Below are 21,310 nucleotides of genomic sequence, written 5' to 3'. Positions count from 1 at the left end.
TGAACCCGCACTAATCTTCTTGGCAAATTCTGATATGACTATTGGAATTGAATCTGGCGCTGTGACAAATGGCAGTTCGGCGGGAAAGTACCGCCGGCTTCACCACAAGTTCAATTGCGCTACTGTGAAGCAGACTGGGATTCTCCTTGTCCTTGCCAGGGTTTCTCCCCGGAAAAATCTTGACATTGACCTCTCCATTGACGGCTTTCCGGATCTGATCGCCTGCCACCGGATCGGGCTGACCACCCGATGATTTTTCCGTCCACTGACTGCGCATCCTGAGTACAGGTGTACGATAACCTACACTTGCAAGAACCATCTAAAGACTCGATACAATAATTGTCGACAGGAGGTTCAGTCTCATCACTTCTCCTCCTTTGTTTGCTATAACTATGTCCGAATCCTGGACTTCTGTACGCATCACAAATATATAGCACACACAAGCCCCGACACAAAATAGGCTAAGTCCCGGAGCATGGCAGCTGAGGACTTCACTACCCCGGACCACACCAATCTGAAATGGCAACGTGCAATCAAAATACAGCAATTCAGCAGGAACTCGCATCGATTGTGCGAGCAGCGAACGTACTCACCGCAAGTGAGTCGACAGCTCCCTACCTTAAGGAGCGGCGCGGCCGCTTTGACAGTGAGACCATGTGTGTGGTTTTGCCAGCCGATGTTGACGAAGTCAGTGCGATTGTCCGATTGTGCCGCGAACGCAATCGGCCGATCGTTCCTCAAGGCGGCAATACCGGTGTATGCGGCGGCGCGGTCGCAGATGCGGAATCGGTGATTATCAATCTTCAGAGAATGAATCGGGTTCGCGGCGTTGATGAGACCGGATACACAATGGAGGTTGAGTCCGGCTGCATACTGGCTGATCTTCAGTCGGTGGCAATCGAACATGATATGTTTCTGCCATTGAGTCTCGGTGCCGAAGGGTCATGTCAGATTGGAGGCAATCTGTCAACGAATGCCGGCGGCGTCAATGTGCTGCGCTATGGAAATGCCCGGGATCTGGTTCTGGGTCTCGAAGTGGTGCTGCCGGATGGCAGCGTCTGGAACGGAATGAACTCACTTCGAAAGAACAATACAGGTTATGACCTCAAGAACATCTTTATCGGAGCGGAAGGCACACTTGGCATCATTACGGCGGCAGTTCTGAAACTGTTTCCGCGACCGACCAATCGTGCTACGGTGATGATAGCGATCGAATCGGTTCCGGATGCCTTGGAACTTTTTTCCAGAACGCGTAAGGAGACTTCTAATTTCGTGTCCTCGTTCGAACTGATGTCCACAGTGTGTGTCGAATCCGCTTTCAGGCAGATTCCGGATTGCAGCGACTTCTTCCCCGGACAGGTTTACCCCTGGTATGTCCTTGTGGAACTCGGGGACAGTACCGAAGACGGGGTCAGCCAGCAACTGAGCGAGCGCTTTCTTGAACGCGCATTGGACGATGGGGTCATCCTGGATGCCGTGGTGGCCCAAAGTGAGCGGCAATCGATGCAGATGTGGCGGTTGAGAGAAGCGATCGTGGAATGTCAGAACTATGAGGGCAAGAGTATCAAGAATGATGTCAGTGTGCCTTTGTCCAATATTGCACAGTTCATCGACCGGGCTACTGCGAGCGTAGAGTCAATGATTCCAGACGTGCGATGTTTTGCATACGGGCATATAGGCGATGGCAATATCCACTTCAATCTCAGCCAGCCGCCAAACATGGATGGCAATGAATTTTTCGATCAATGGAATGCGGTCTGTGACGCAGTGCACGAGATTGCGGACAGTCTTGGCGGATCGTTCAGTGCCGAACATGGCATCGGTCTTTTGAAACTACGGGATATGACGCGGTATAAGTCCACCGTCGAACTGAACATGATGAACTCAATCAAGCTGGCGTTGGATCCCGACAATATCATGAATCCGGGAAAAGTGCTTCCGTCCTGACTTTCGGACGAATTCAGATCAGTGACCGAACGATCTGCTGCTTGAGTCCGGCGATGGATCCCGAAGGGTCAAGTTCTTTCGGGCAGCAGGTGGTACAAGATCTCGTTGTATGGCACGACAGGCAGCCGGACTCGGTTGCCGACCACTGCAAGAGGGCTTTTCGATTCTGCTGTCGCTCGTCATTGGCGAGTGACCAAGTGCGGTTCAGCGCCGCAGGCCCGAGGTATTGCGGATTCCATCCGACCACGTCACAAGCGGCGTGACACACTCCGCAGCCGATACATTCGATGGCTTGGTCAACTGCCTTGCGTTGCGCGCTGTCGGGGCGGACTTGGGCGAATTGCCCGGAATCAGAGTATTCCTGATCCGAAGCGCCCATTCCCCGATCCCACTTCTCGAAAAAGTCGTTCATGTCTACAACCAGGTCCTTGATGACAGGAAAGTTCCTCAAGGGTGCGATCCTGATTCCTGAACGGCTGCTGATCACTGAAGTCTGGGTACGGCAGGTCCACCGGGGCACGCCGTTGACGGTCATTGCACAGGTGCCGCACATTCCGACCCGACAGGAGAAGCGGTAAGACAGCGTGCTGTCGAGTTCGCGCTGAACGTAGGTCACGATGTCGAGTATCGTCTGACGGGCCTGAATTGGCACCTGATACGAATTGTAATGACCCGACATGCCGCCGCGCCAGATTTCCACATCAAGCATCTGTTGGTTCATGAGAATCTGGTTTGTGGGTTGGAACTGATTGAAGTTTGCGTCGCCTGTCGACGGATTTAGAGTGTCGAAATTCCGCCGGGATTCAGATGATAATCCAATTTGGCAAAACGTTTGACAATCTGTTCTCAGATACAGTCTATCGGGCAAGGATGCCAATACGGTGCCGGGTAGTCCGAAACGAACTTAGGCAACACCGATTACTCATTTGACCCGAGAATTGCGTGACGCTGCCTAGCGGAACTCGAATACCGCCTCAATCGGCGATCCAGCGTGGCGAACCTGATCCGGAGGCTCGAGCGCGTTGCCTTGAGGGCACTACCCAAGCCTGTTCATTGGTTAGAATAATTTACCGAGCGGGAAAATTATTGACATCATATCGATAATTACGTTGATATTTACTGTACGGTAATATATCATCTAATATTATCTATGTCTATAACAATAATACCGTACGGTAACCTTAAATTCGAAATGAAACATACAACAATTTCCATTGGTTTGCTTGTTCGAGAAACGCGAAAGTTACAACGTCTTACGCAGGGTGACCTGGCTGTCGTTTGTGGCACCGGGAAAAGATTTATTGTTGATTTGGAAAATGGCAAACCAACATGTGAGTTGGCCAAAGTACTTAACGTTGTTCAGCTGCTTGGAATTGAAATTCAGCTGATTCCACCACCAACTGTGGATATTGAATGAGCCGCATTCTAGACGTATTTTTTTCCAACAAACTGGTTGGGTATCTCACACAGAAGAAGTCCGGGCAGGTTACTTTTGAGTACTCCGCACAGTGGTTGAATGATGAACATAATTTTGCCATATCAACATCGTTGCCACTTGGAAATGAACAGTTCAAACAAAAGCAATGCAGAGGTTTTTTTGCCGGTATTCTCCCGGAAGAATATAACCGCAGACTCATAGCCCGCAATCTTGGCATCAGTGCACAAAATGATTTTGCGATGCTTGAAAAAATCGGGGGTGAATGTGCAGGAGCTCTGACGTTTTTGCCTAATGGAACACTTCCCTCGGAACAAGACTACGAGTATCAACCGTTAGGTGATGCGGACTTAATTGGAATCCTGAAGCGGCTATCGACACGTCCATTGCTTGCCGGCGAATCAAAGGTGCGAATTTCGCTGGCTGGTGCACAGCAAAAGGTTGCGATACATGTTGACCGAAATGGACGATATTCGCTTCCACTCGGTGGGGCGGCCAGCACACATATCCTAAAACCGGCAATCGCCCAATATCCGAATATCGTCAGTAATGAAACCTTCTGCTTATCGCTCGCAAGGTCGATAGGTATTCCTGCTGTCAACGCCACCGTAAAATCTATCGAACACTTCGAATTCATACTCGTAGAGCGTTATGATCGAATATTCGAGGTCGCTGAGCATTTTCCCACGCGCTTGCATCAGGAGGATTTCTGCCAAGCGTTGGGAATACCTTCGGAACGAAAATATCAAAGTGAGGGCGGCCCGGGAATAGTTGATTGTGTCGAGATGCTGAAGACTGTTTCCAGTTTACCTGCTATCGACATCCAGAATTTTCTGAATCTCGTAGTCTTCAATCTGATTATTGGCAATAACGACGCGCATGGAAAGAATTTTTCTTTGTTGTTTAGAGAACAAGGAGGTTCCATGTCGACCAGATTGGCACCGGCATATGATGTATTGTCAACCGACTACTATGATGAGCTTACCAAAGTAATGGCGATGAAGATTGGCAAGGCAAATCAGTTTGATCGATTGAGAGCCAGAAATTTTGAACGACTGTCGAAAAAATCAGGAATTAGTGTTGCTGGATTTAGAAATCGGATTTGCGAGCTAGCCGAAAACATCCGAGACATTTTGTCGGCAACGATTAGAGAGTTTCCCGTCATCCATGATTTAAGTGCTCGTATCGACTGCAGAGCTTCGCGATTGATACAGGCAGTAAAGCGATAACGAATGATTTGAGTGAACCTGACTAAGCGATTGTCGTGCTGGCGAAGGTCAAATCCACGTATGATTATCAACAGGTTCTTAACGTCAGTCCGACAGCAGATTGGATGTCTCGCTCGGTGACTTCTCGACGCGTTGATTGTATTGTCATTCGCACATTGGTCTGACGCCGCCACAGTCATGCCAAAGTTTTCGCTTCTGCGCCCCTTGCCATCTTCAAATGCGACTGTCAAATGATCTTTATGAGCATCGACTCGTGACGGATTTAGAATGTAAGATTCCGCCGGATTTCAAATGCTAATACAATTCGGCGAAACGTTCGACCGTCATTTCTTCAATCCATCTTGGAAGTATGTTAATCAAGGATATTCAAATCACACGCCACGAGCTGGAAATCAAGCCACCGTTTCCCTCGTCCTGGGACCCCAGGCCATTGAAGACGTGGCAGACCACAATCGTCCGCGTCATGGCAGACAACGGAATGGTCGGAATCGCGTCCGGCGACGCGATGATCGGATTCGAGCGATACAAGGATCTTTTCGTGGGTGAGGACGCGTTTGACTTTGACCGTCATAACCGGATACTCGACAGCATTTCACTTTTCGCATCACGTTGCTGGCCGCTTGATCTCGCACTTTGGGACCTGTATGGCAAAGCGAAAGACAAACCCGTCTATGAATTGCTTGGCGGTGACAGCGGGGTTGTTCCGCTCTATGCATCGACGGGAACGGTTCGCCCGCCGAACGAACTCGCGGAGCAGGCCTGTCGAATCAGGGACATGGGATTCAAGGCGATCAAGTTCAGGGTCGGGCGACGGGCGCTGGATGAGGATGTCGAGGCTTTGCGCGCCGTGCGAAAAGCGCTCGGTGACGGGATTGAAATCATGATTGACGCCAATCAGGCTTGGAGGATGCCATGGGATACCAGTGACTGGTGGACGTATGATGATGCCAGGTTGATGATCGACAAGACCCGCGAGCTGAATCTGTATTGGCTGGAGGAGCCATTGCATCGCGGAGATTTTGAGGGGTTGAGGAAACTTCGTTCGATTTCCGATGGGCCGAGGATTGCAAGCGGAGAGATGAATACGGAGTACTACGAACTGCGGTATCTGATGTCGTCAGGCTGTCTGGATGTGTTGCAGACAGACTGTGTGTACTTCGGTGGAATCACCGGCTTGGCTGCCGTTGCAAAGCAATCAAAGGCTTTGGGTGTCACGTTCAGTCCGCATACCTGGGGAAACGGAATCGGCTTGCTGGCCAACGCCCACCTCGCGGCCGGAACCGGAGCTCCTCCATATCTTGAGTATGCAATCGATCCGCCCGAATGGACGTTGGAGGAAAGGGACTTCATGCTGACAGGACCGGTAATGCACGATGGCAATGGAAGTCTTGACCTGGGAACACGGCCGGGGTTGGGAATTGAACTGGATGAAGACATCCTGAATAGCACTCGCATTCGCTGAGATCATGGATAGTGCCTCAGGTTTTGTCGCGGGCGGCCGAACTTCCATCGTGCGGTAAACGACAGGTATCTGGCAAATCAGATGTGGATTTCGATTTGGCCTGAATGAAGTCGTGCTTGCTCAGTCGGCTGGATGAATTCGCCTGCGACTACATCTGTCGCTTCAGGTCTACAAAGGTCTCGTTGTAACATGCGCCTCCGACAAGGTCCGCTCTTATGTCTGAAGGGATTAACGCGTTCACAGTCATGTTTGTATGGCTTGTATTGCGCCACGTGCCCTTGGGCGAGTAAAGCACACCGGGTCGGGTTTTGTCCGATACGACTATCTTCAGTACTGCCTTCCCGCGCTCATTGAAGACTTCAACGACATCACCATCGGCTATTGCGTGAGTTTCAGCATCCTGCGGATTGATCTCCACGATCTCCATCCCGTCGGAGGCCGCACAGCCACCAAACGTGGCGTTGGTCCGCTTGCTGGACGATGGTGAAATCAGTACGAATGGCAAGTCTTTCGAAACCGGACGATAACGCGGTACGCCGAACCCGAATCGTTGCTCCAGATCTTCCGAGAAAAGCTCAATCTTTCCAGATGCAGTGGCCGGTCGGACATTGTCGCACATGATGGCGAATTCGCCGTCAGGCTGGTTGAATTCAATTGCCCGGTCCAGCGGAAGCTCGCTGGGGCGGGAACCTTCGAAACGCGAGTCGTCCGGGTCGAATGCCGAATCCATCAACTCGCTGTCACTCTCAGTGAATATGGCGTCTTCGAAATCGAATTTCGCGGCAAGACGGCGAAAGATTTCTGTATTCGGCAAGGCCTCACCGACCAGGGGAATGACGGGTGCTGCTCGTTGCACGTAATTCTGGCCGTAGGCACCGTATATATCCGCATACTCAAAGTGACTGGCGGCCGGCAGAATGACATCGGCATACGCCATGCTGTCTGTCATGACAATATCTGATCCGACAATGAACAGATCCTGACGCTCCAAAGCCTCGATCATCTGCTGTTGATTCGGATGGGTTGCAACCGGGTTGTGGTTGTAGATCATCAATGCCTTGATGGGCGGATCCAGGGTTTCGTCCAGCAACAATGCTGAGGTATCAACGATGTTGAAGGTTCGGGTTCCGGACGGAATCAGGTCCGGACGTCGCAGTCGATCGGTCGTTCTAGGGACAGTCAGATCCGGTTCCGCTATCACACCGGCACCGATGCGGCCATGATTGCCGGTCAAGGCTTGCAGTGCCATGGCGGCGCGAATTCCCGAACCGCCGCTATGACCGCGTTCCATTCCGTTTCCAACCGATACCGCAATATTTTTCGCATTGCTGTATAGCTGGATGAACTGATCGAACTGATTCTTGCTGATTCCACAGATTTGGATGACGTCGTCGATCGAGTATTGCCGCGCCTGATCCATATAACGCTCGTATCCAAAAGTCCACTCCATGATAAAGTCAAGATCCAATTGGTCCTGTCTTTCCAACTGTGCCGCAACCGCCATCGCAAATATGACATCGGTTCCTGGCATGATGTGTATGTGAAGGTCGCTTTGTTCGGCGATTCGAATTCGTTTTGGATCGACTGTGATCACCTTCGCGCCGCTTTCGCGCGCTGACTTGATGACCCTTGCCAGATGCAGGTTCGATACAGTCGCATTGTTGCCCCACACGACAATCAGATCTGAGTGACGGGCGTGCTCGGGAGCCATGCCGGGCGCCTCCCCGTACAAGCTGGAATACGAAGTTGTTCTTACGGCACCGCACAACGGGCCCCGATCAACAAGTGTGGCGCCGAGCTTGTGGAAAAAACGACGATCCATGGAGCCTATGGCAAGTTCCCCGTGAGGGCCGGCATAATTGAGCGGCATCACCGACTGGGGCCCGAACTCATCGATCGCTCTTGAGAATCCGCGATGCACGTGCTCCAGTGCATCGTCCCAGGATATCCGTCTGTATTGCCCTGAGTTGCGTTCGCCGGTGCGGATCAGGGGATTTCTAAGCCGTTTCCCGCCGTGAACCATTTCCGGGTAGTAACGTCCGACCTTGTTGCAGATCACGCCCGCGGTATAGGGGTTTGCCTTTGATCCTCGCACTTTTACGATACGGTCTTTGGCTACTGTCACTTCCAGACTGCAGGTGTCCGGACAGTCGAGTGGACAGACACTGTCCAGAATTTGGGCCGTTTTGGCGGTGCTCACGATTTCACGTACTCCGGTTTGCATGTCAGATTTCTGGTAATAGTCAAAATTCGGCTGTCATTTTGCACCAAAAGGCGTCGAAGCGATTGCATTTGTCACAATTTCTTCGGGCGAGTGTGATCAGTAATCGATTCGACGATTTCTGGAATGATAGATCCGGCAACTCGCAAAATCGCCAGAAATTTTACGCACACTCTGCCGGGAAGATGAACTTGTAGTACCAAAAAAACATCGTCTATCATATTATCAATCACTTATGATGCAAAATTCTGAAGTCGACACGATGTGTAGTATATAATTTATTGTGCAAATTGGATAAATTCTAGGCAGTTACTGCGACTGAGTTCAAATTTTTCAAATGAGTGCCCAAGACAATCCAAATAAAAATTATCCGACAGTTAGCCGAGCTCTGGGTAGACTAATTGACACAATCACTGACGTTTGGTTTGATGACAAAAGTGAACAGCTACCGCGATTGGCACGTGCGCTATGCGCCTTTTTTGGTTCCGCAACCTGTTTTGTTTTTGAGACCAAAAAAATCCTAGATGGTTTTGTAGATACGTTTCTCTCGGTTAATTTCTTAGGAACCATTGACACGAAAGTAGATACAGCATTTGATTTTCTGCTACTTCCAATTTTCCTTTTGCTTTCAATATTCTTTGCCTTTATGGTTACATACGGAGGTAGGAAATCTGGGCCGGTACGAAGTTATCTTGCTGCGTTCTTGCTTCCGATATTCGTAATGTGGACTCTTGATAGAGTTGTTTTTTCCTAAGTTTATCGTGCGCCTAATTCCTTCCATCGCATTTGCTCTATTCATTGCGTCAAATTGTGTTTTTTCGCAAGATGCCCCACAAAGTCCTCATAGAGTCACGGTGAATGAGACGGAAGTCACATGGCTTGACCAGTTAGCGGTAGCACGCGACCTTGTATTCGATCCTTCTCACATTACCAGTTATTGGCCCGAGTTTTTGTATGATTATGACCAGATAGTAAATTCTCAATTGTGCCGTAGTCAAGGGGATAGCGAGATCGAAGTTGATCCGGAACGTGTGCTTGGAGTTGATCCGGAACGTGTGCTTGGAATTAATCTTGGGGACATCGCTTTAGTTTGGGGTGCTAATTCCGCCGAGTTAACTGATGCCGAATTGGAAAACGAGAAAGGAGTTTACAGTGGGTATTACATATCAGACTTGGTCGAATCTTGGATAGGAGAGTCGCCTCCCGGGACAGTTCGTTCCGAAAATCCCGATTTGCTACATCCGAACAACAATAGCCTCAATGTACGAGAACTTTGCGAGATTCTTATGCAGAATCGTATTGAGGAGTCATTTTGGACGGAGGATTTTTCTCTTGATGATGCTCTTATCGTGACATCTGAAGTGTTTCCTGACGTTAGCATTGCCTTCATACATCATGTCCGAATTATTCGGTGAATTGGTTTTCGCTTAAGTAGACCGATAGAGACTTAGAAAACAGATAATTGTGCGTAAACTAAATTGATATCTGTACCTGTGAACGATGTGGCTCAAACTACCCCGCTTGAACTTTTTCTATGACCAAATTCGGGATTGTAGTTTTCGGCAGATGATCTGACCGCCATTTCCAAACCCCAATAGCGGCCGCATGGCAACCCATGGATGCAGTTGGTTGACAAGCACGCCGTTCACAGAGGGTCGAGCTGTATCCGGGTGGCAACCGCGTTGAAAGCCTCACTTAGTCTGAAGCTCTGGCAGATCTCGATAAAGTTCAAGTGCCTGTGGGTTGTCCAACGCCTCGACATTGTCGATTGACTCACCGTGAACAATCTTGCGCACAGCCACTTCAGTAATTTTCCCGTTTTTTGTTCTGGGAATATCCGCGACCTGAAGGATTTTGGCCGGAACGTGGCGGGGTGATGCGTTGTTTCGTATGACTGACTTGATTCTGGAAATCAAGTTCTCATCGAGTTCGAGGCCATCTCGCAGTCGGACAAAAAGAACAACCCTGGTGTCGCCATCCCATCGCTGCCCGATTACGAGACTCTCGATGACTTCGTCGACACGTTCTGCCTGGCGATAGATTTCCGCGGTGCCGATGCGCACACCGCTGGGATTAAGGACCGCATCGGAGCGTCCGTATACAATCATGCCGCCATGTTCGGTCAGCTCAACATAATCTCCGTGATGCCACACGCCGGGAAAACGCTCAAAATAGGCCGAACGGTATTTCTCATCATTTTCGTCGTTCCAGAATTCAATCGGCATCGAGGGGAACGAATTGCGGCAGACCAGTTCTCCTTTCGTTCCGAGTCCCACCTCGTTACCGGAATCGTCAAATACCGCGACGTCCATGCCGAGCCCTTTGCACTGAATCTCCCCGCGTCTCACCGGCAGCGTTGGATTGCCGAGAACAAAGCAGGAAATGAGGTCGGTTCCACCCGAGATGGAAGAAAGACACACATCTTGCTTGATTGCCTCATAGACGTAATCGAAACTCTCGGGAATCAACGGTGATCCTGTCGACATCAGGGTCTTGAGAGAAGAAAGGTCATGCGTATCTTTGGGGCGAATGCCTGCTTTCGAAATGAAGTCGATGTATTTCGCTGAAACTCCGAAATGATCGATCGAATAGTCTGCAATGTAGTCGAAAAACGCATTTTCACCGGGTTCAAATGGAGAACCTTCGTATAACACGATAGTTGCTTCCGAAGCGAACGCGGAAACCAGCCAGTTCCACATCATCCATCCGCAAGTGGTAAAAAAGAAAAGTCGTTGATCCGGTTTCAGATCGACATGCAGTCGGTGTTCCTTAAGATGTTGCAGCAGTGTCCCGCCGGCTCCGTGGACGATGCACTTTGGCGCGCCGGTCGTACCTGAAGAGAACAGTATGAAGAGCGGATGATTGAACGGAAGCTGGGTGTGACTTACAGGCTCCGCGCTGTGTCCCCAAACAAACTGCTCTAGCGTCGAAGCGCAATCAATGTCATGACTCGCAGGCTTATCAAGGTAAGGAACAACAACAACCTTCTCAAGCGATGGAATGTGATCGACGATTTCCGAGAGCTTTTTGCTGATGTCGAATTTCTTGCCGCCATAGGTATAGCCGTCAACCGAGATGAGGATTCTGGGAGAGATCTGCCCGAAGCGATCAATCACTCCCTGGGCGCCAAAGTCCGGTGAGCACGATGACCAGGTCGCGCCGCAAGATGCAGCGGCGAGCATGCAAATGACGGCTTCCGGAATATTGGGCATGTATGCGACGATGCGGTCGCCGGGTTTGATGCCAAAGTCGCGGTAAGCCCTGACCAGGCGATTGACCTGCCCACTGAGTTGCGCGTAGGTGATGACACGGTCCGGGTTGTCCTCGCCGCGGAATATAATCGCCGGCCCGGCATCGTTTCGGCGCAATAGATTTTCTGTGAAGTTCAGCTGTGAATCGGCGAACCACCGGGAACCTGGCATGCGCTCGCGGTGGCGCACAACTTCGGTTGCTGGTCTGGATGCCCTGACATCGCAAAAATCCCAGATCGCCTGCCAGAATTGTTCCGGATGATCAACCGACCACTGGTGCAGGGCGGCATAGTCGCGTGATGTGCTTCCCCACCGTTCGATGACATGGTCAGCGAATCTGTTGATCGTCGCCTCGACGATCCGTTGCTCATCTGGCTTCCACAGCGGCGCGCCCACGACTCAATCTCCCATTTGATCAGGTTCTGCCTGATAACGATGCAGACAGATCCTTCTTGCAGCCGATTGAAAGATTCAAGGGGCTGTGTTCAGCTGTGATGCGCATAGTGCAATGGCAGTGCGGTCGTATATTTCAGTCTCTCCATCGCGAAACTGGAACTGACATCGTGGATGTCGGCAACCGAAATCAGGCGCTTGTAGAATTGATCGAACTCATCAATATCGGGTACCACGACCCGCATCAGGTAATCGATCTGGCCGCTCATTCGGTAGAATTCGACGACTTCCGGAAACTCGATCACAGCCTTGGCGAATTTTTCGAGCCAGTTGGCATTATGCTGGTTGGTGCGAATGGCGACGAATACGTCAACGCCAAGATTCAGTTTGTCCCGGTTCAGTAAACCGACTTTGGATAGTATGACTTTGTCCCGCTCCAGTTTACGCAGTCTTCGCCAGCAAGGTGTGGTACTCAAGTTGACGGACTCGGCGATCTGACTTGCCGACATGTTGGCATCATGCTGAATACAGTCTAAAATTTCCAGGTCTATTTTGTCCATGTCAAAAAAATCCTCTTTGATCCTATTTCGTAGTAAATAATAACTGCGTCAATTGCCATCTGCAAATGAATTTTGCGAAAACTGTCTGATTTGTGGTTGATTTGAACAGTAAGACAGTTAATACGCGAGCTTATTTTGCCATCCTGTCAGGCGAGGACTTGCGGCAGTGGGGCGTCAATCGCCGATTCTGGTGCGAAAGCCTCGTCAATGTCAAGAATTGACAGGATTGATCGCGTATTGACCGCGAGCGGCGCTTGCTGACTGGATTTTTGCCGCCTGCAGCAGGGTGATGGATTCCCTGGCAGCGGAGTTCGAAAAACAGCGGGTCAAGCAATCTGACTTGTATATAATACGCCGTCTAACTCGGATTTGATCGTCCACAAATTCTCTATCGACAACATTTTCGGAGGTGTAATTGATCGATGCCTAGTGTCCGTGTCAAGAGTGACGAACCGTTTGACATAATCGTTCGCAGGTTTCGCCGTTCCTGTGAAAAGGCAGGGGTGTTCAGCGAAGTCAGAAGGCGTGAATATTATGAGAAGCCAACGACTACGAGGAAAAGGAAGGCTGCCGCAGCTGTGAAGCGGGAGGAAAAACGCATCAGGAGAGAGCGCGGTTACAGAACTCGCTCCTATTAGTCTGTCTGGACTGTTGGTGTCAGGCAGTGATCGATGATTGATTGCGGGCATAAGCAAAATTTGCCGAATTTATTGACGAAACCGAAAAGTGCGGGTATGATTCTGCCTTTTTGTTTCTGATGAAGGCTTTGATCGCCGCGGCACGCACAATGGACGCATTGCCATTTCAAATCCGGTGATCTGCAAATGCAATCGACTAGTTACACAATTGTTCCCTGAACGCACATGCAAATAGATTCTATGTACGCAATTATTCAAACCGGTGGAAAGCAGCTTCGGGTGGAGCCCGGAGAGAAAATTCGGGTCGAACAGCTCGACGCCCAGATTGGCGACGATATTCAGTTTGAGGACGTGTTGCTCGTCGTGAAGGATGGTGAGACGCTGATCGGGACCCCTCATGTGGAGAATTCTCCGGTATTTGCCAAGGTGCTCGATCACGGACGGGGCAAGAAAATCAAGGTTGTCAAGATGAAGCGCCGAAAGAACTACCGGCGCACCCAAGGCCACCGGCAGAACTATACGGAGCTTGAGATTGTGGGCATCGGCGACAAACCGCGGAAGAAAGCGGCGAAGAAGAAACAGATCGTCGACGAACAGACTGATTCGGAATCCAGCTGACAGGACCTTTCCGATCATTGATACTTGAAACTGAGGTAATCAACCCATGGCACACAAGAAAGCGGGCGGCAGTTCACGAAACGGACGCGATTCGAATTCAAAACGCTTGGGCGTCAAGCGTTACGGTGGTGAACAGGTTCGAGCCGGGAATATCATCGTACGCCAGCGCGGCAGCCATTTCCATCCCGGAATGAATGTCGGAATGGGCAAGGATTACACATTGTTTGCGATGGCAGACGGCCACGTCAAATTTGAAACCAAGGGCCCCAGGCGCAAGAAGACGATAACCGTCCTGACCGCCTGACGGCAGTCTGAACGGCCGTTTCCGCATTGGTCGTTCCAGTTCCGGAATTGTTCAGTTGTTCGATCCTCTCAGGAGAGCGTCACAGTGTTTGTCGACGAGGCACAGATCAGGGTTGAGGCTGGCAATGGCGGTTCTGGATGTCTTTCATTCAGACGCGAGAAACACACACCGCGAGGCGGTCCCGACGGTGGCAATGGCGGTGTCGGTGGCAGTGTCTATCTGCTCGCGGATCCGCATCTGAACACGTTGGTGGACTTTCAGTTCGTGCGGCAGTTCCGGGCGCACAATGGCAGACCCGGTGCCGGGCGTGACTGCACTGGCAAGGATGGAGACGATTTGATCATTCCGGTCCCTGTCGGAACTGTAGTCAGCGATGCCGAGACCACTGAACTGATTGGTGAACTGCTTGAGTCCGCACAAAGCATGATAGTCGCACACGGTGGTGCACACGGTTTAGGCAACGCCTGTTTCAAGTCCAGTACCAACCGTACCCCGCGACACACCACGGTCGGAAAACGCGGTGAATCACGGCTGCTCAGACTGGAGTTGCGTCTGTTGGCGGATGTCGGTCTTGTCGGGTTGCCCAACGCAGGCAAGTCGTCATTCATCAGAAAGGTTACGAACGCCACCCCCAAGACCGCGCCTTATCCGTTCACCACCCTGAAACCGGCGCTCGGTGTGGTTTCAATGGATCGCGGTCGAAGCTACACCATCGCAGATGTGCCCGGCCTGATCGAAGGAGCGTCCGCGGGCAGCGGGCTGGGGATCCAGTTTCTCAAGCATCTCAGTCATACGAGGTTGCTGTTTCATTTTGTTGATATCGCACAATCTGACGATGTCGACAGTCTGATGCACGATATACAGACGATTGAGACCGAGCTGGGTGAGTTTGATGCACAGTTGCTGGAGCGACCGCGATGGCTGGTCTTCAATAAGATTGACCTTCTGGCAGATGATGAGGCTGAGTCGAGGATCCGTTGTGTATTGGACCGCATTGACTTTGGTGGGCAAGCCATGGCAGTGTCGGCATTGACCGGTACAGGTTGCCGAAAACTGGCCGGCAAGGCAATGACCTGGCTGGAGCGCAATCCAGTCGATCCGGAGCTGTCGCAAGCCTCTGAAGACGAGACGGAGATGCTGACGTGAACGGACAATTCGACGCCAGTGCGGCGCGGCGCTGGGTGGTCAAGGTCGGAAGCTCACTGATCACCAATGTCGAGTCGGGCATCAATCTGGAGAGGATTCAGTCTTGGGCGCAGCAGATCGCAGAACTGAAAAGCGATGGTGTGGAAATTGTCCTGGTGTCTTCAGGGTCGATCGTCGAGGGAATGAAGCGTCTGGGATGGACTGAGCGACCGCATGAGGTCCACCTGCTGCAGGTGGCCGCTGCGGTAGGGCAGATGGGCCTGGTTCGCAATTATGAGGCTGAATTCGACAAGTATGGCTATCGTACCGCCCAGATCTTGCTTACCAACGCCGACCTGGCCGACCGCACACGTTATCTCAATGTCCGCAACACCTTGCGCAGTCTGCTGGAAATGAACGTCATCCCGATTGTGAATGAGAATGACACGGTCGCGACCGACGACATCAAGTTCGGCGACAATGACAATCTTGCAGGTTTGGTCACCAACATCGTCGATGCTGATCTGCTGGTCATCCTCACAGACCAGCAGGGATTGTTTCAGGCAGATCCCCGCAATGATCCTTCAGCATCATTGATTGAGCGGGCCTGGTCGGATGAGGAGTTTCTGGACCAGGCAGTCGGACCGAGCAGCAAGTATGGCCGCGGCGGCATGACAACCAAGCTTGAGGCGGCACGCAAGGCATCGCGCTCGGGTGCGGCGACGATCATCGCGTCGGGCCTGCAGGCTGACCAATTGCAGAAAATCCACGCCAATACGATCAATGGCACATTGCTGCAATCGAGGACCGGTCGGATTGCCGCGCACAAGCAGTGGTTGGCCGGACGGCTTCGGATCGCTGGCAAAGTGCATCTTGATCATGGGGCGGTCAGCGCGCTATTGGACCAGGGTCGAAGTCTGCTTCCGGTGGGCGTGCGGCACGTTGAGGGAAAATTCAAGCGGGGTGATCTGGTCGTATGCGTAAACACCGAGTCCAAGGAGATTGCAAGAGGCCTGATCAACTATGATTCTGATGAGGCGAACAACATCAAGGGTCGACGGACCGGACGCATAGAATCAATACTGGGCTATGTGCGCGATCACGAACTCATTCATCGGGACAATATGGTGATCATGCTGTAGCACCCGCAATCCCGTCACAACAATCCTTCGCTGAATATCTGCAATAGAAGTCTCAACATTCGCACAAAAACAATGCCTTGTGGGGAGTTTTGGAGTTCAGTTGCGTTGCCCGGCAGCGCAACGCCAAGGACATATTTTGTATTTTCGCAGATATCTCATTTGGTTTTCTGATGGGAACGTGACTTTCGTGAATCAATCTGGATAATGACTTGCCAGATGGGTGAATGGAACTGAAGCAGTTTGGGAAACTTCCGAAAAACCAATACATCGAATTTCAAATTGTGTATATTTGCTTTGCAGGTAGCCGTTGTCATTTGCTCTATGCAGATACACGGTGAACTGCTAATCTTATCAAAATATTTTGGGAAATAAGTTATATGAAAAAGTTAAGCGCAATAATTGCAACCGGCGTATTTGGCGTATCGCTGTTCGCGTCTGCTGTTTCTTACGCTGAAACAAAGATTCGCGTCCAGGCTGCGACTCCAAAGACTGCGGATGAAGCTGTAATGTTGCAGCGGTTCGCGGATAACGTCGAAAAGCTGACGAACGGCGAAGTCGTATTTGAGATTCTCGGTGCCGGTGAAGTTGTCGGTGCTCGGGAAATTATCGATGCAGTCGACAAAGGTCTGATCGAAGGCGGGTTTGCATGGACTCATTATTGGTCCGGTAAACACCCAGCTGCAATGCTGTTCGGGTCTCCTTTCGCGGGAGCAGGTCTTGGACTTGACAATATCGCATGGCTTTCATGGTACTTGGAAGGCGGTGGCCAGGCTCTTTACGATCAACTTTGGGATGAGATGGGAGTCAATGTCAAAGGTTTGATGTTGCAGCCGGTAGGTCCGGAAGCATTGGGCTGGTTCAAAGAGCCGATTCATTCCATGGATGACTTCAGAAAGTATCGCTTTCGAGCCCCTCCGGGAATTCCTGGCCAGACTTACAACGCAATCGGAGTTGCGGCAGTCGCAATGGGCGGCGGTGACATCCTTCCTGCACTTGAGCAAGGTACGATTGATGCCGCGGAATGGTGCTGTCCGAAGCCGGATTCGATTTTCGGTTTCCAGAAAGTTCTCAAGCACTACTATCTGCAAGGCTTGCACCAGAACGTCGTGAACGCTGATGTTTATATCAACGGCGACATATGGGATAGTCTGACGGATCATCAGCGCGCAGCGATTGAAGTCTCCGCCAATGCGTCCCTGATGCAGTCTCTCGCCTATCGCATTCTCGAAAACGGCAAGGCGCTCAAAGACCTGACAGATAACCATGGTGTTCAGCTGCATGACACTCCGGATGATTACTTCGTCGAGTACATGAATGCTGTCCTTGTCAGTTTGGAAGAGCTTAAGGCAGACAATGAATTCTTCGCGCAAGTCTGGAATTCAATGAAAGAGTTTGCTGACATTGCAGTACCGTTCTGGGCGGGTGCACAGACCTCCAATGCGAATTTGGGGCAGGCATACGCAAAGCAGCTGCAGGCTGGAATGTAAGTATTTGACTGTTTCGATTGTCGAAAAGTTGTCAAAGTGAAAAAAATGCGCAATTCAGGAATGAGTTGCGCATTTTTATTTGTTTTAGGTTATCATCTATGACAACTGCTGGATAAACACGAAAAAAGTGGCTGATAAATAATGGCTGAAGAGCAGGAACCTCAGAATCTCGACATTACTGATGAGCTTATCGCCGAGCGGCGTACAGGTGATGTTACGCAGCTGCCTGACGATATGCCCGATTGGATGGCGTTTCTGATCAGATGGATCGATACGATCAACTTGTGGGTCGGACGGGTTGTCTGTTTCTTGGTTCTTCCACTTTTTACGGTCATGGTCTACGAGGTGTTTGTACGCTATGTGTTCGTGGCGCCAACTGCTTGGGCCTACGACCTAAGCCGAATGCTCGGCGGCGCCTTGTTCATGCTAGGCGCTGCGTATGCGCTTTCCAAAGGCGTGCATATTCGAGCGGATTTTATCTATCGAAACTTTTCGGTGCGAAATCAGGGCAGGGTCGACGCTGTGCTGTATCTTTTCTTCTACATGCCGGGAATGCTCGTATTCATGTGGACATCGCTTGATTTTGCCGGTGTTTCCTGGTTTCAGATGGAACGAGGCATGGATTCAGCATGGATGCCTTACCTTGCTCCGAGCAAGTCGGCGCTCCCGATTGGAATTTTCTTTCTGATCCTGCAGGGCGTTTCTGAGTTTTTCAAAAGTTACTACGCCGCAACGCGCGGTAGATGGCCGGTCTGATGACTCCTGAAGTATTAGGACTGGTATTGATCGGCGTGATGCTGATCGCGATCTTTGTCGGATTCCCGATTTCGTTCACACTTATCTTTCTCGGCTTTGTTTTTGGCTTCATCGGATTTGGACAGGTCGTCTTTTATCTGATGACGTTCCAATTCTACTCGGTCATGATGGAACAGACCCTGGCCGCGATACCGCTCTTTATCTTTATGGGGATAATGATGGAGCAGGCTGGCCTGATGGAACGGCTGTTCGCGGCTGTACAGCTCATGCTGTCGCGCGTGCGAGGAGCGCTCTTCATTGCGGTTTTGTTTGTGTCGACAATCTTCGCCGCAGCAACCGGTATCGTTGGCGCATCCGTTACGATTCTCGGCATTATGGCGGCAAAGACGATGAATCGCTCGCAGTATGATGTCAAGCTTGCTTCAGGGACAATCACAGCGGGTGGGACGCTTGGAATTCTGATTCCGCCGAGCATCATGTTGATTGTCATGGGACCGGTTATGGAAATTCCGGTTATTGACCTGTTTGCGGCAGCGGTCATTCCAGGGATCATGCTGGCAACGATCTACACCGGTTATGCGTTGGTTCGATGCTATCTGAATCCCAGTTTGGGACCAACTCTGCCAGAAGATCAGCGACCCAGCAGCATGGCGGAAGTGTGGAAAGAGTTTCTCGCCGGATTGGTACCACCGGCCCTGTTGGTGTTTTCCGCACTCGGAAGCATTCTTTTCGGATTGGCAACACCGACGGAAGGGGCTGCCTGCGGTGCCGTGGGGTCCTTGATACTGGCATTCGCATATCGAAAGATTTCTTGGAGACGATTGTTCAATGCATTGATCAAAACGCTCGAGATAACGGCGTTGATCATGCTTTTAGTTGCCGCATCGAACTTTTTCGGTGCAGTGTTCTCCCGTTTGGGAACACCGACCATGCTGACCGAATTCCTGCTGGATCTCGAAGTCAATCGCTACGTTATCCTGGCGATCGTCATGGCCATGATCTTTCTCCTCGGCTGGCCGCTGGAATGGGTTCCAATCGTATTGATCATCGTGCCGATCCTAATCCCGCTGATGGACCAGTTGCAGTTCAACCTGACCTGGTTTGCCATTCTTGTCGCGGTCAACCTGCAAACGGCTTGGTTATCTCCACCTGTAGCTCTATCTGCGTACTTTCTCAAGGGCGTGGTCCCGGAATGGGACCTGAAAGACATTTATCTTGGAATGATGCAGTTCATGGTATTGCAGCTGGTAGGTCTTTCGCTGATCATCATGTTCCCGCAAATCGCCTTGTGGTTGCCGGGACTGCTCTACGGCTCTGGTGCCAATTAGGTTTCCGACGCTGTCACTACCGGCCGCGGTTTGTACGGAACCTATGCTGAGGCCCGCCTGAATCTGCGCAAAAGATGTACGGGAGACTTGCCGTTTACGTCAAACGTTGTCCAGTGATCGTTACGGACAGCGAAAATTCGCTCGTTCCAATATCAGGTGGTTTCGAACTGTTGTTGTCGAAACACTCTGACCGATGGTAGCGTATGGAGGTCACTAACGCCGCCAGGGAAACGCAAGTCCGGCGACGTCTGCGATTGAATTCAGTCGGCAGTTACAGCCAATTCTTTCAGATGTGCGTTCATCCGGCTTTTCAGACGCGCCGCCTTGTTCTTATGCTGAAGTCCCTTTTGGGCGCTTCGATCGACTTTCGAGCAGGCGGCCTCAAAGGCTTCCCGTGCCGCATCAGCGTCTTTCGATTCGAGAACCTTGTAGAATTTCTTGATGTATGTGCGCACTGCAGCTCGTTCGCTCATGTTGCGAGAGCGTCGTTTCACGTTTTGTCTCGCCCGTTTGCGAGCTTGGGGAGAATTTGCCAAAGTAATCCGTTCCTTTTTCTGTTGCAAGGTGGTAAAGCGCAGAATAATGCTATTTTTTCCATCAATTGTCAATAGCCGAGTATGATTTGTTTGGGATTGAATCGCAATCAAGGCGATTTGTCGCCAGCTGACTGGTCCTGTTCCGTTCAGCCGCTCCGGGTTCATTTTGTTCTCGCGACCGGCCGGTGTCGCTCTCGATTCTGTTTCGATGGAAGACTGCGATGAATACAGCCCAATTTCTGAAAGAGCTTCGGTGTGTGACATTTGACAATGCTTTCAATCCCTATCGGGATCGATGTGAGCGTTGTGATGTGGCGCAGGCACCGGCGATCCGCAGACGTGCGTTGATTCTCATGCTTGAAGCCGCGGTGCGTTCGGAAGTTGACTCAATATGGATTGGAAGGGATTTAGGGTATCGCGGAGGGCGGCGCACCGGACTGGCATTTACTGATGATCGGCGCTTCGATGCGCATTGCGGACGCTGGAACATCAAGTCCGCCTCGCCGACAGTTGGAAATGCGGTTCACGAGCGCACTGCGGCGGCGGTCTGGAAAGTTCTCAGTCGGATACAATCCAGTATCTTTCTGTGGAACGTTTTTCCGTTTCACCCTCATCTGCCGGCCCGTCCGTTTTCCAACCGTGCCCACAAAGCGTCCGAGCGCAAGGTTGGCATCCAGGTGCTGTCGGAACTGATCACTATAGTCAGCCCGAAGCGTCTCGTCTGTGTCGGAGCTGACGCAGGAAAAGCGCTTGCGGCTGTGGACTGCGAGATCCCGGTCTATTGCGTAAGGCATCCCAGCTTTGGCGGAAACCGGGTGTTCGCCGATCGAATAACCTCTCTTTATGGATTGGCCTGACGCATACCGGATGTGTGGAAT

20 protein-coding genes and 1 pseudogene are annotated in these 21,310 nt (G+C 51.2%); 15 read left to right on the top strand and 6 right to left on the bottom strand.

The window, feature by feature from the left end:
* Positions 1 to 10: 10 nt before the first annotated feature.
* Complete coding sequence (locus tag OXI60_01180) at positions 11 to 319, bottom strand: hypothetical protein (protein MDE0308431.1); 309 nt, start codon at positions 317 to 319, stop codon at positions 11 to 13.
* A 200-nt stretch (positions 320 to 519) separates the two neighbouring features.
* On the opposite strand from OXI60_01180, the gene OXI60_01175 reads away from it, so the two are divergent.
* Positions 520 to 1,947 carry an FAD-binding oxidoreductase gene (locus OXI60_01175; protein ID MDE0308430.1) on the top strand — a complete coding sequence of 476 codons (1,428 nt, stop codon included), beginning with the start codon at positions 520 to 522 and terminating at the stop codon, positions 1,945 to 1,947.
* 13 nt (positions 1,948 to 1,960) lie between these two features.
* On the opposite strand, the gene OXI60_01170 is transcribed toward OXI60_01175, so the two are convergent.
* On the bottom strand, positions 1,961 to 2,668 hold the full coding sequence (locus tag OXI60_01170; protein ID MDE0308429.1) for a 2Fe-2S iron-sulfur cluster-binding protein: 708 nt from the start codon (positions 2,666 to 2,668) through the stop codon (positions 1,961 to 1,963).
* A gap of 471 nt (positions 2,669 to 3,139) precedes the next feature.
* Here OXI60_01170 and OXI60_01165 point away from each other — a divergent pair, with 471 nt between their 5' ends.
* The 3 genes from OXI60_01165 to OXI60_01155 all read left to right on the top strand — a co-directional run bounded on the left by OXI60_01165 (position 3,140) and on the right by OXI60_01155 (position 6,073).
* Positions 3,140 to 3,364, top strand: coding sequence for a type II toxin-antitoxin system Y4mF family antitoxin (locus tag OXI60_01165; GenBank protein MDE0308428.1), 225 nt, complete (start codon positions 3,140 to 3,142; stop codon positions 3,362 to 3,364).
* On the top strand, positions 3,361 to 4,611 hold the full coding sequence (locus OXI60_01160; protein ID MDE0308427.1) for a type II toxin-antitoxin system HipA family toxin: 1,251 nt from the start codon (positions 3,361 to 3,363) through the stop codon (positions 4,609 to 4,611). The genes OXI60_01165 and OXI60_01160 overlap by 4 nt, the downstream gene beginning before the upstream one ends.
* Positions 4,612 to 4,960: 349 nt before the next feature.
* Positions 4,961 to 6,073: a mandelate racemase/muconate lactonizing enzyme family protein gene (locus OXI60_01155; GenBank protein MDE0308426.1), complete on the top strand. Its 1,113-nt coding sequence runs from the start codon at positions 4,961 to 4,963 to the stop codon at positions 6,071 to 6,073.
* Positions 6,074 to 6,221: 148 nt separating this feature from the next.
* Here OXI60_01155 and OXI60_01150 read toward each other — a convergent pair whose 3' ends face one another.
* Positions 6,222 to 8,273, bottom strand: a complete 2,052-nt coding sequence (locus OXI60_01150; GenBank protein MDE0308425.1) for a molybdopterin-dependent oxidoreductase — start codon at positions 8,271 to 8,273, stop codon at positions 6,222 to 6,224.
* 358 nt (positions 8,274 to 8,631) lie between these two features.
* Between OXI60_01150 and OXI60_01145 the strand changes: the two genes are divergently transcribed.
* Positions 8,632 to 9,048 (top strand): hypothetical protein, encoded by a 417-nt coding sequence (locus OXI60_01145; protein MDE0308424.1) that lies wholly within the window; start codon positions 8,632 to 8,634, stop codon positions 9,046 to 9,048.
* A 100-nt stretch (positions 9,049 to 9,148) separates the two neighbouring features.
* A complete protein-coding gene (locus OXI60_01140) occupies positions 9,149 to 9,709 on the top strand; it encodes a hypothetical protein (protein ID MDE0308423.1) in 561 nt (186 codons plus the stop codon).
* A 276-nt stretch (positions 9,710 to 9,985) separates the two neighbouring features.
* On the opposite strand, the gene OXI60_01135 is transcribed toward OXI60_01140, so the two are convergent.
* Both OXI60_01135 and OXI60_01130 read right to left on the bottom strand, forming a co-directional pair.
* A complete protein-coding gene (locus tag OXI60_01135) occupies positions 9,986 to 11,941 on the bottom strand; it encodes an acetoacetate--CoA ligase (protein ID MDE0308422.1) in 1,956 nt (651 codons plus the stop codon).
* A gap of 89 nt (positions 11,942 to 12,030) precedes the next feature.
* Positions 12,031 to 12,498, bottom strand: coding sequence for an Lrp/AsnC family transcriptional regulator (locus tag OXI60_01130; protein MDE0308421.1), 468 nt, complete (start codon positions 12,496 to 12,498; stop codon positions 12,031 to 12,033).
* A gap of 422 nt (positions 12,499 to 12,920) precedes the next feature.
* Here OXI60_01130 and rpsU point away from each other — a divergent pair, with 422 nt between their 5' ends.
* From rpsU to OXI60_01090, 8 genes and pseudogenes are all read left to right on the top strand, one after another.
* Positions 12,921 to 13,136 (top strand): 30S ribosomal protein S21, encoded by a 216-nt coding sequence (gene rpsU, locus OXI60_01125; protein MDE0308420.1) that lies wholly within the window; start codon positions 12,921 to 12,923, stop codon positions 13,134 to 13,136.
* Positions 13,137 to 13,376: 240 nt separating this feature from the next.
* Positions 13,377 to 13,670 (top strand): annotated as a pseudogene (gene rplU / locus OXI60_01120) (50S ribosomal protein L21).
* A 130-nt stretch (positions 13,671 to 13,800) separates the two neighbouring features.
* Positions 13,801 to 14,058, top strand: a complete 258-nt coding sequence (rpmA, locus tag OXI60_01115; GenBank protein ID MDE0308419.1) for a 50S ribosomal protein L27 — start codon at positions 13,801 to 13,803, stop codon at positions 14,056 to 14,058.
* A gap of 84 nt (positions 14,059 to 14,142) precedes the next feature.
* On the top strand, positions 14,143 to 15,204 hold the full coding sequence (gene obgE, locus OXI60_01110; protein ID MDE0308418.1) for a GTPase ObgE: 1,062 nt from the start codon (positions 14,143 to 14,145) through the stop codon (positions 15,202 to 15,204).
* Positions 15,201 to 16,325, top strand: coding sequence for a glutamate 5-kinase (gene proB / locus OXI60_01105; protein ID MDE0308417.1), 1,125 nt, complete (start codon positions 15,201 to 15,203; stop codon positions 16,323 to 16,325). The genes obgE and proB overlap by 4 nt, the downstream gene beginning before the upstream one ends.
* A 377-nt stretch (positions 16,326 to 16,702) precedes the next feature.
* Positions 16,703 to 17,812: a TRAP transporter substrate-binding protein gene (locus tag OXI60_01100; protein MDE0308416.1), complete on the top strand. Its 1,110-nt coding sequence runs from the start codon at positions 16,703 to 16,705 to the stop codon at positions 17,810 to 17,812.
* A 141-nt stretch (positions 17,813 to 17,953) separates the two neighbouring features.
* Positions 17,954 to 18,568, top strand: coding sequence for a TRAP transporter small permease subunit (locus OXI60_01095; GenBank protein ID MDE0308415.1), 615 nt, complete (start codon positions 17,954 to 17,956; stop codon positions 18,566 to 18,568).
* Complete coding sequence (locus OXI60_01090; GenBank protein ID MDE0308414.1) at positions 18,568 to 19,896, top strand: TRAP transporter large permease subunit; 1,329 nt, start codon at positions 18,568 to 18,570, stop codon at positions 19,894 to 19,896. Before OXI60_01095 ends, OXI60_01090 begins: the two co-directional genes overlap by 1 nt.
* Before the next feature lie 260 nt (positions 19,897 to 20,156).
* Here OXI60_01090 and rpsT read toward each other — a convergent pair whose 3' ends face one another.
* On the bottom strand, positions 20,157 to 20,432 hold the full coding sequence (gene rpsT / locus OXI60_01085) for a 30S ribosomal protein S20 (protein ID MDE0308413.1): 276 nt from the start codon (positions 20,430 to 20,432) through the stop codon (positions 20,157 to 20,159).
* A 221-nt stretch (positions 20,433 to 20,653) separates the two neighbouring features.
* Between rpsT and OXI60_01080 the strand changes: the two genes are divergently transcribed.
* A complete protein-coding gene (locus OXI60_01080; protein MDE0308412.1) occupies positions 20,654 to 21,289 on the top strand; it encodes a uracil-DNA glycosylase in 636 nt (211 codons plus the stop codon).
* The last annotated feature ends 21 nt before the right edge of the window (positions 21,290 to 21,310 follow it).

It is taken from the genome of Acidiferrobacterales bacterium, from assembly GCA_028820695.1.
GTDB lineage: Bacteria > Pseudomonadota > Gammaproteobacteria > Arenicellales > JAJDZL01 > JAJDZL01.
This window is presented reverse-complemented; position numbering and strand designations above follow the sequence as displayed.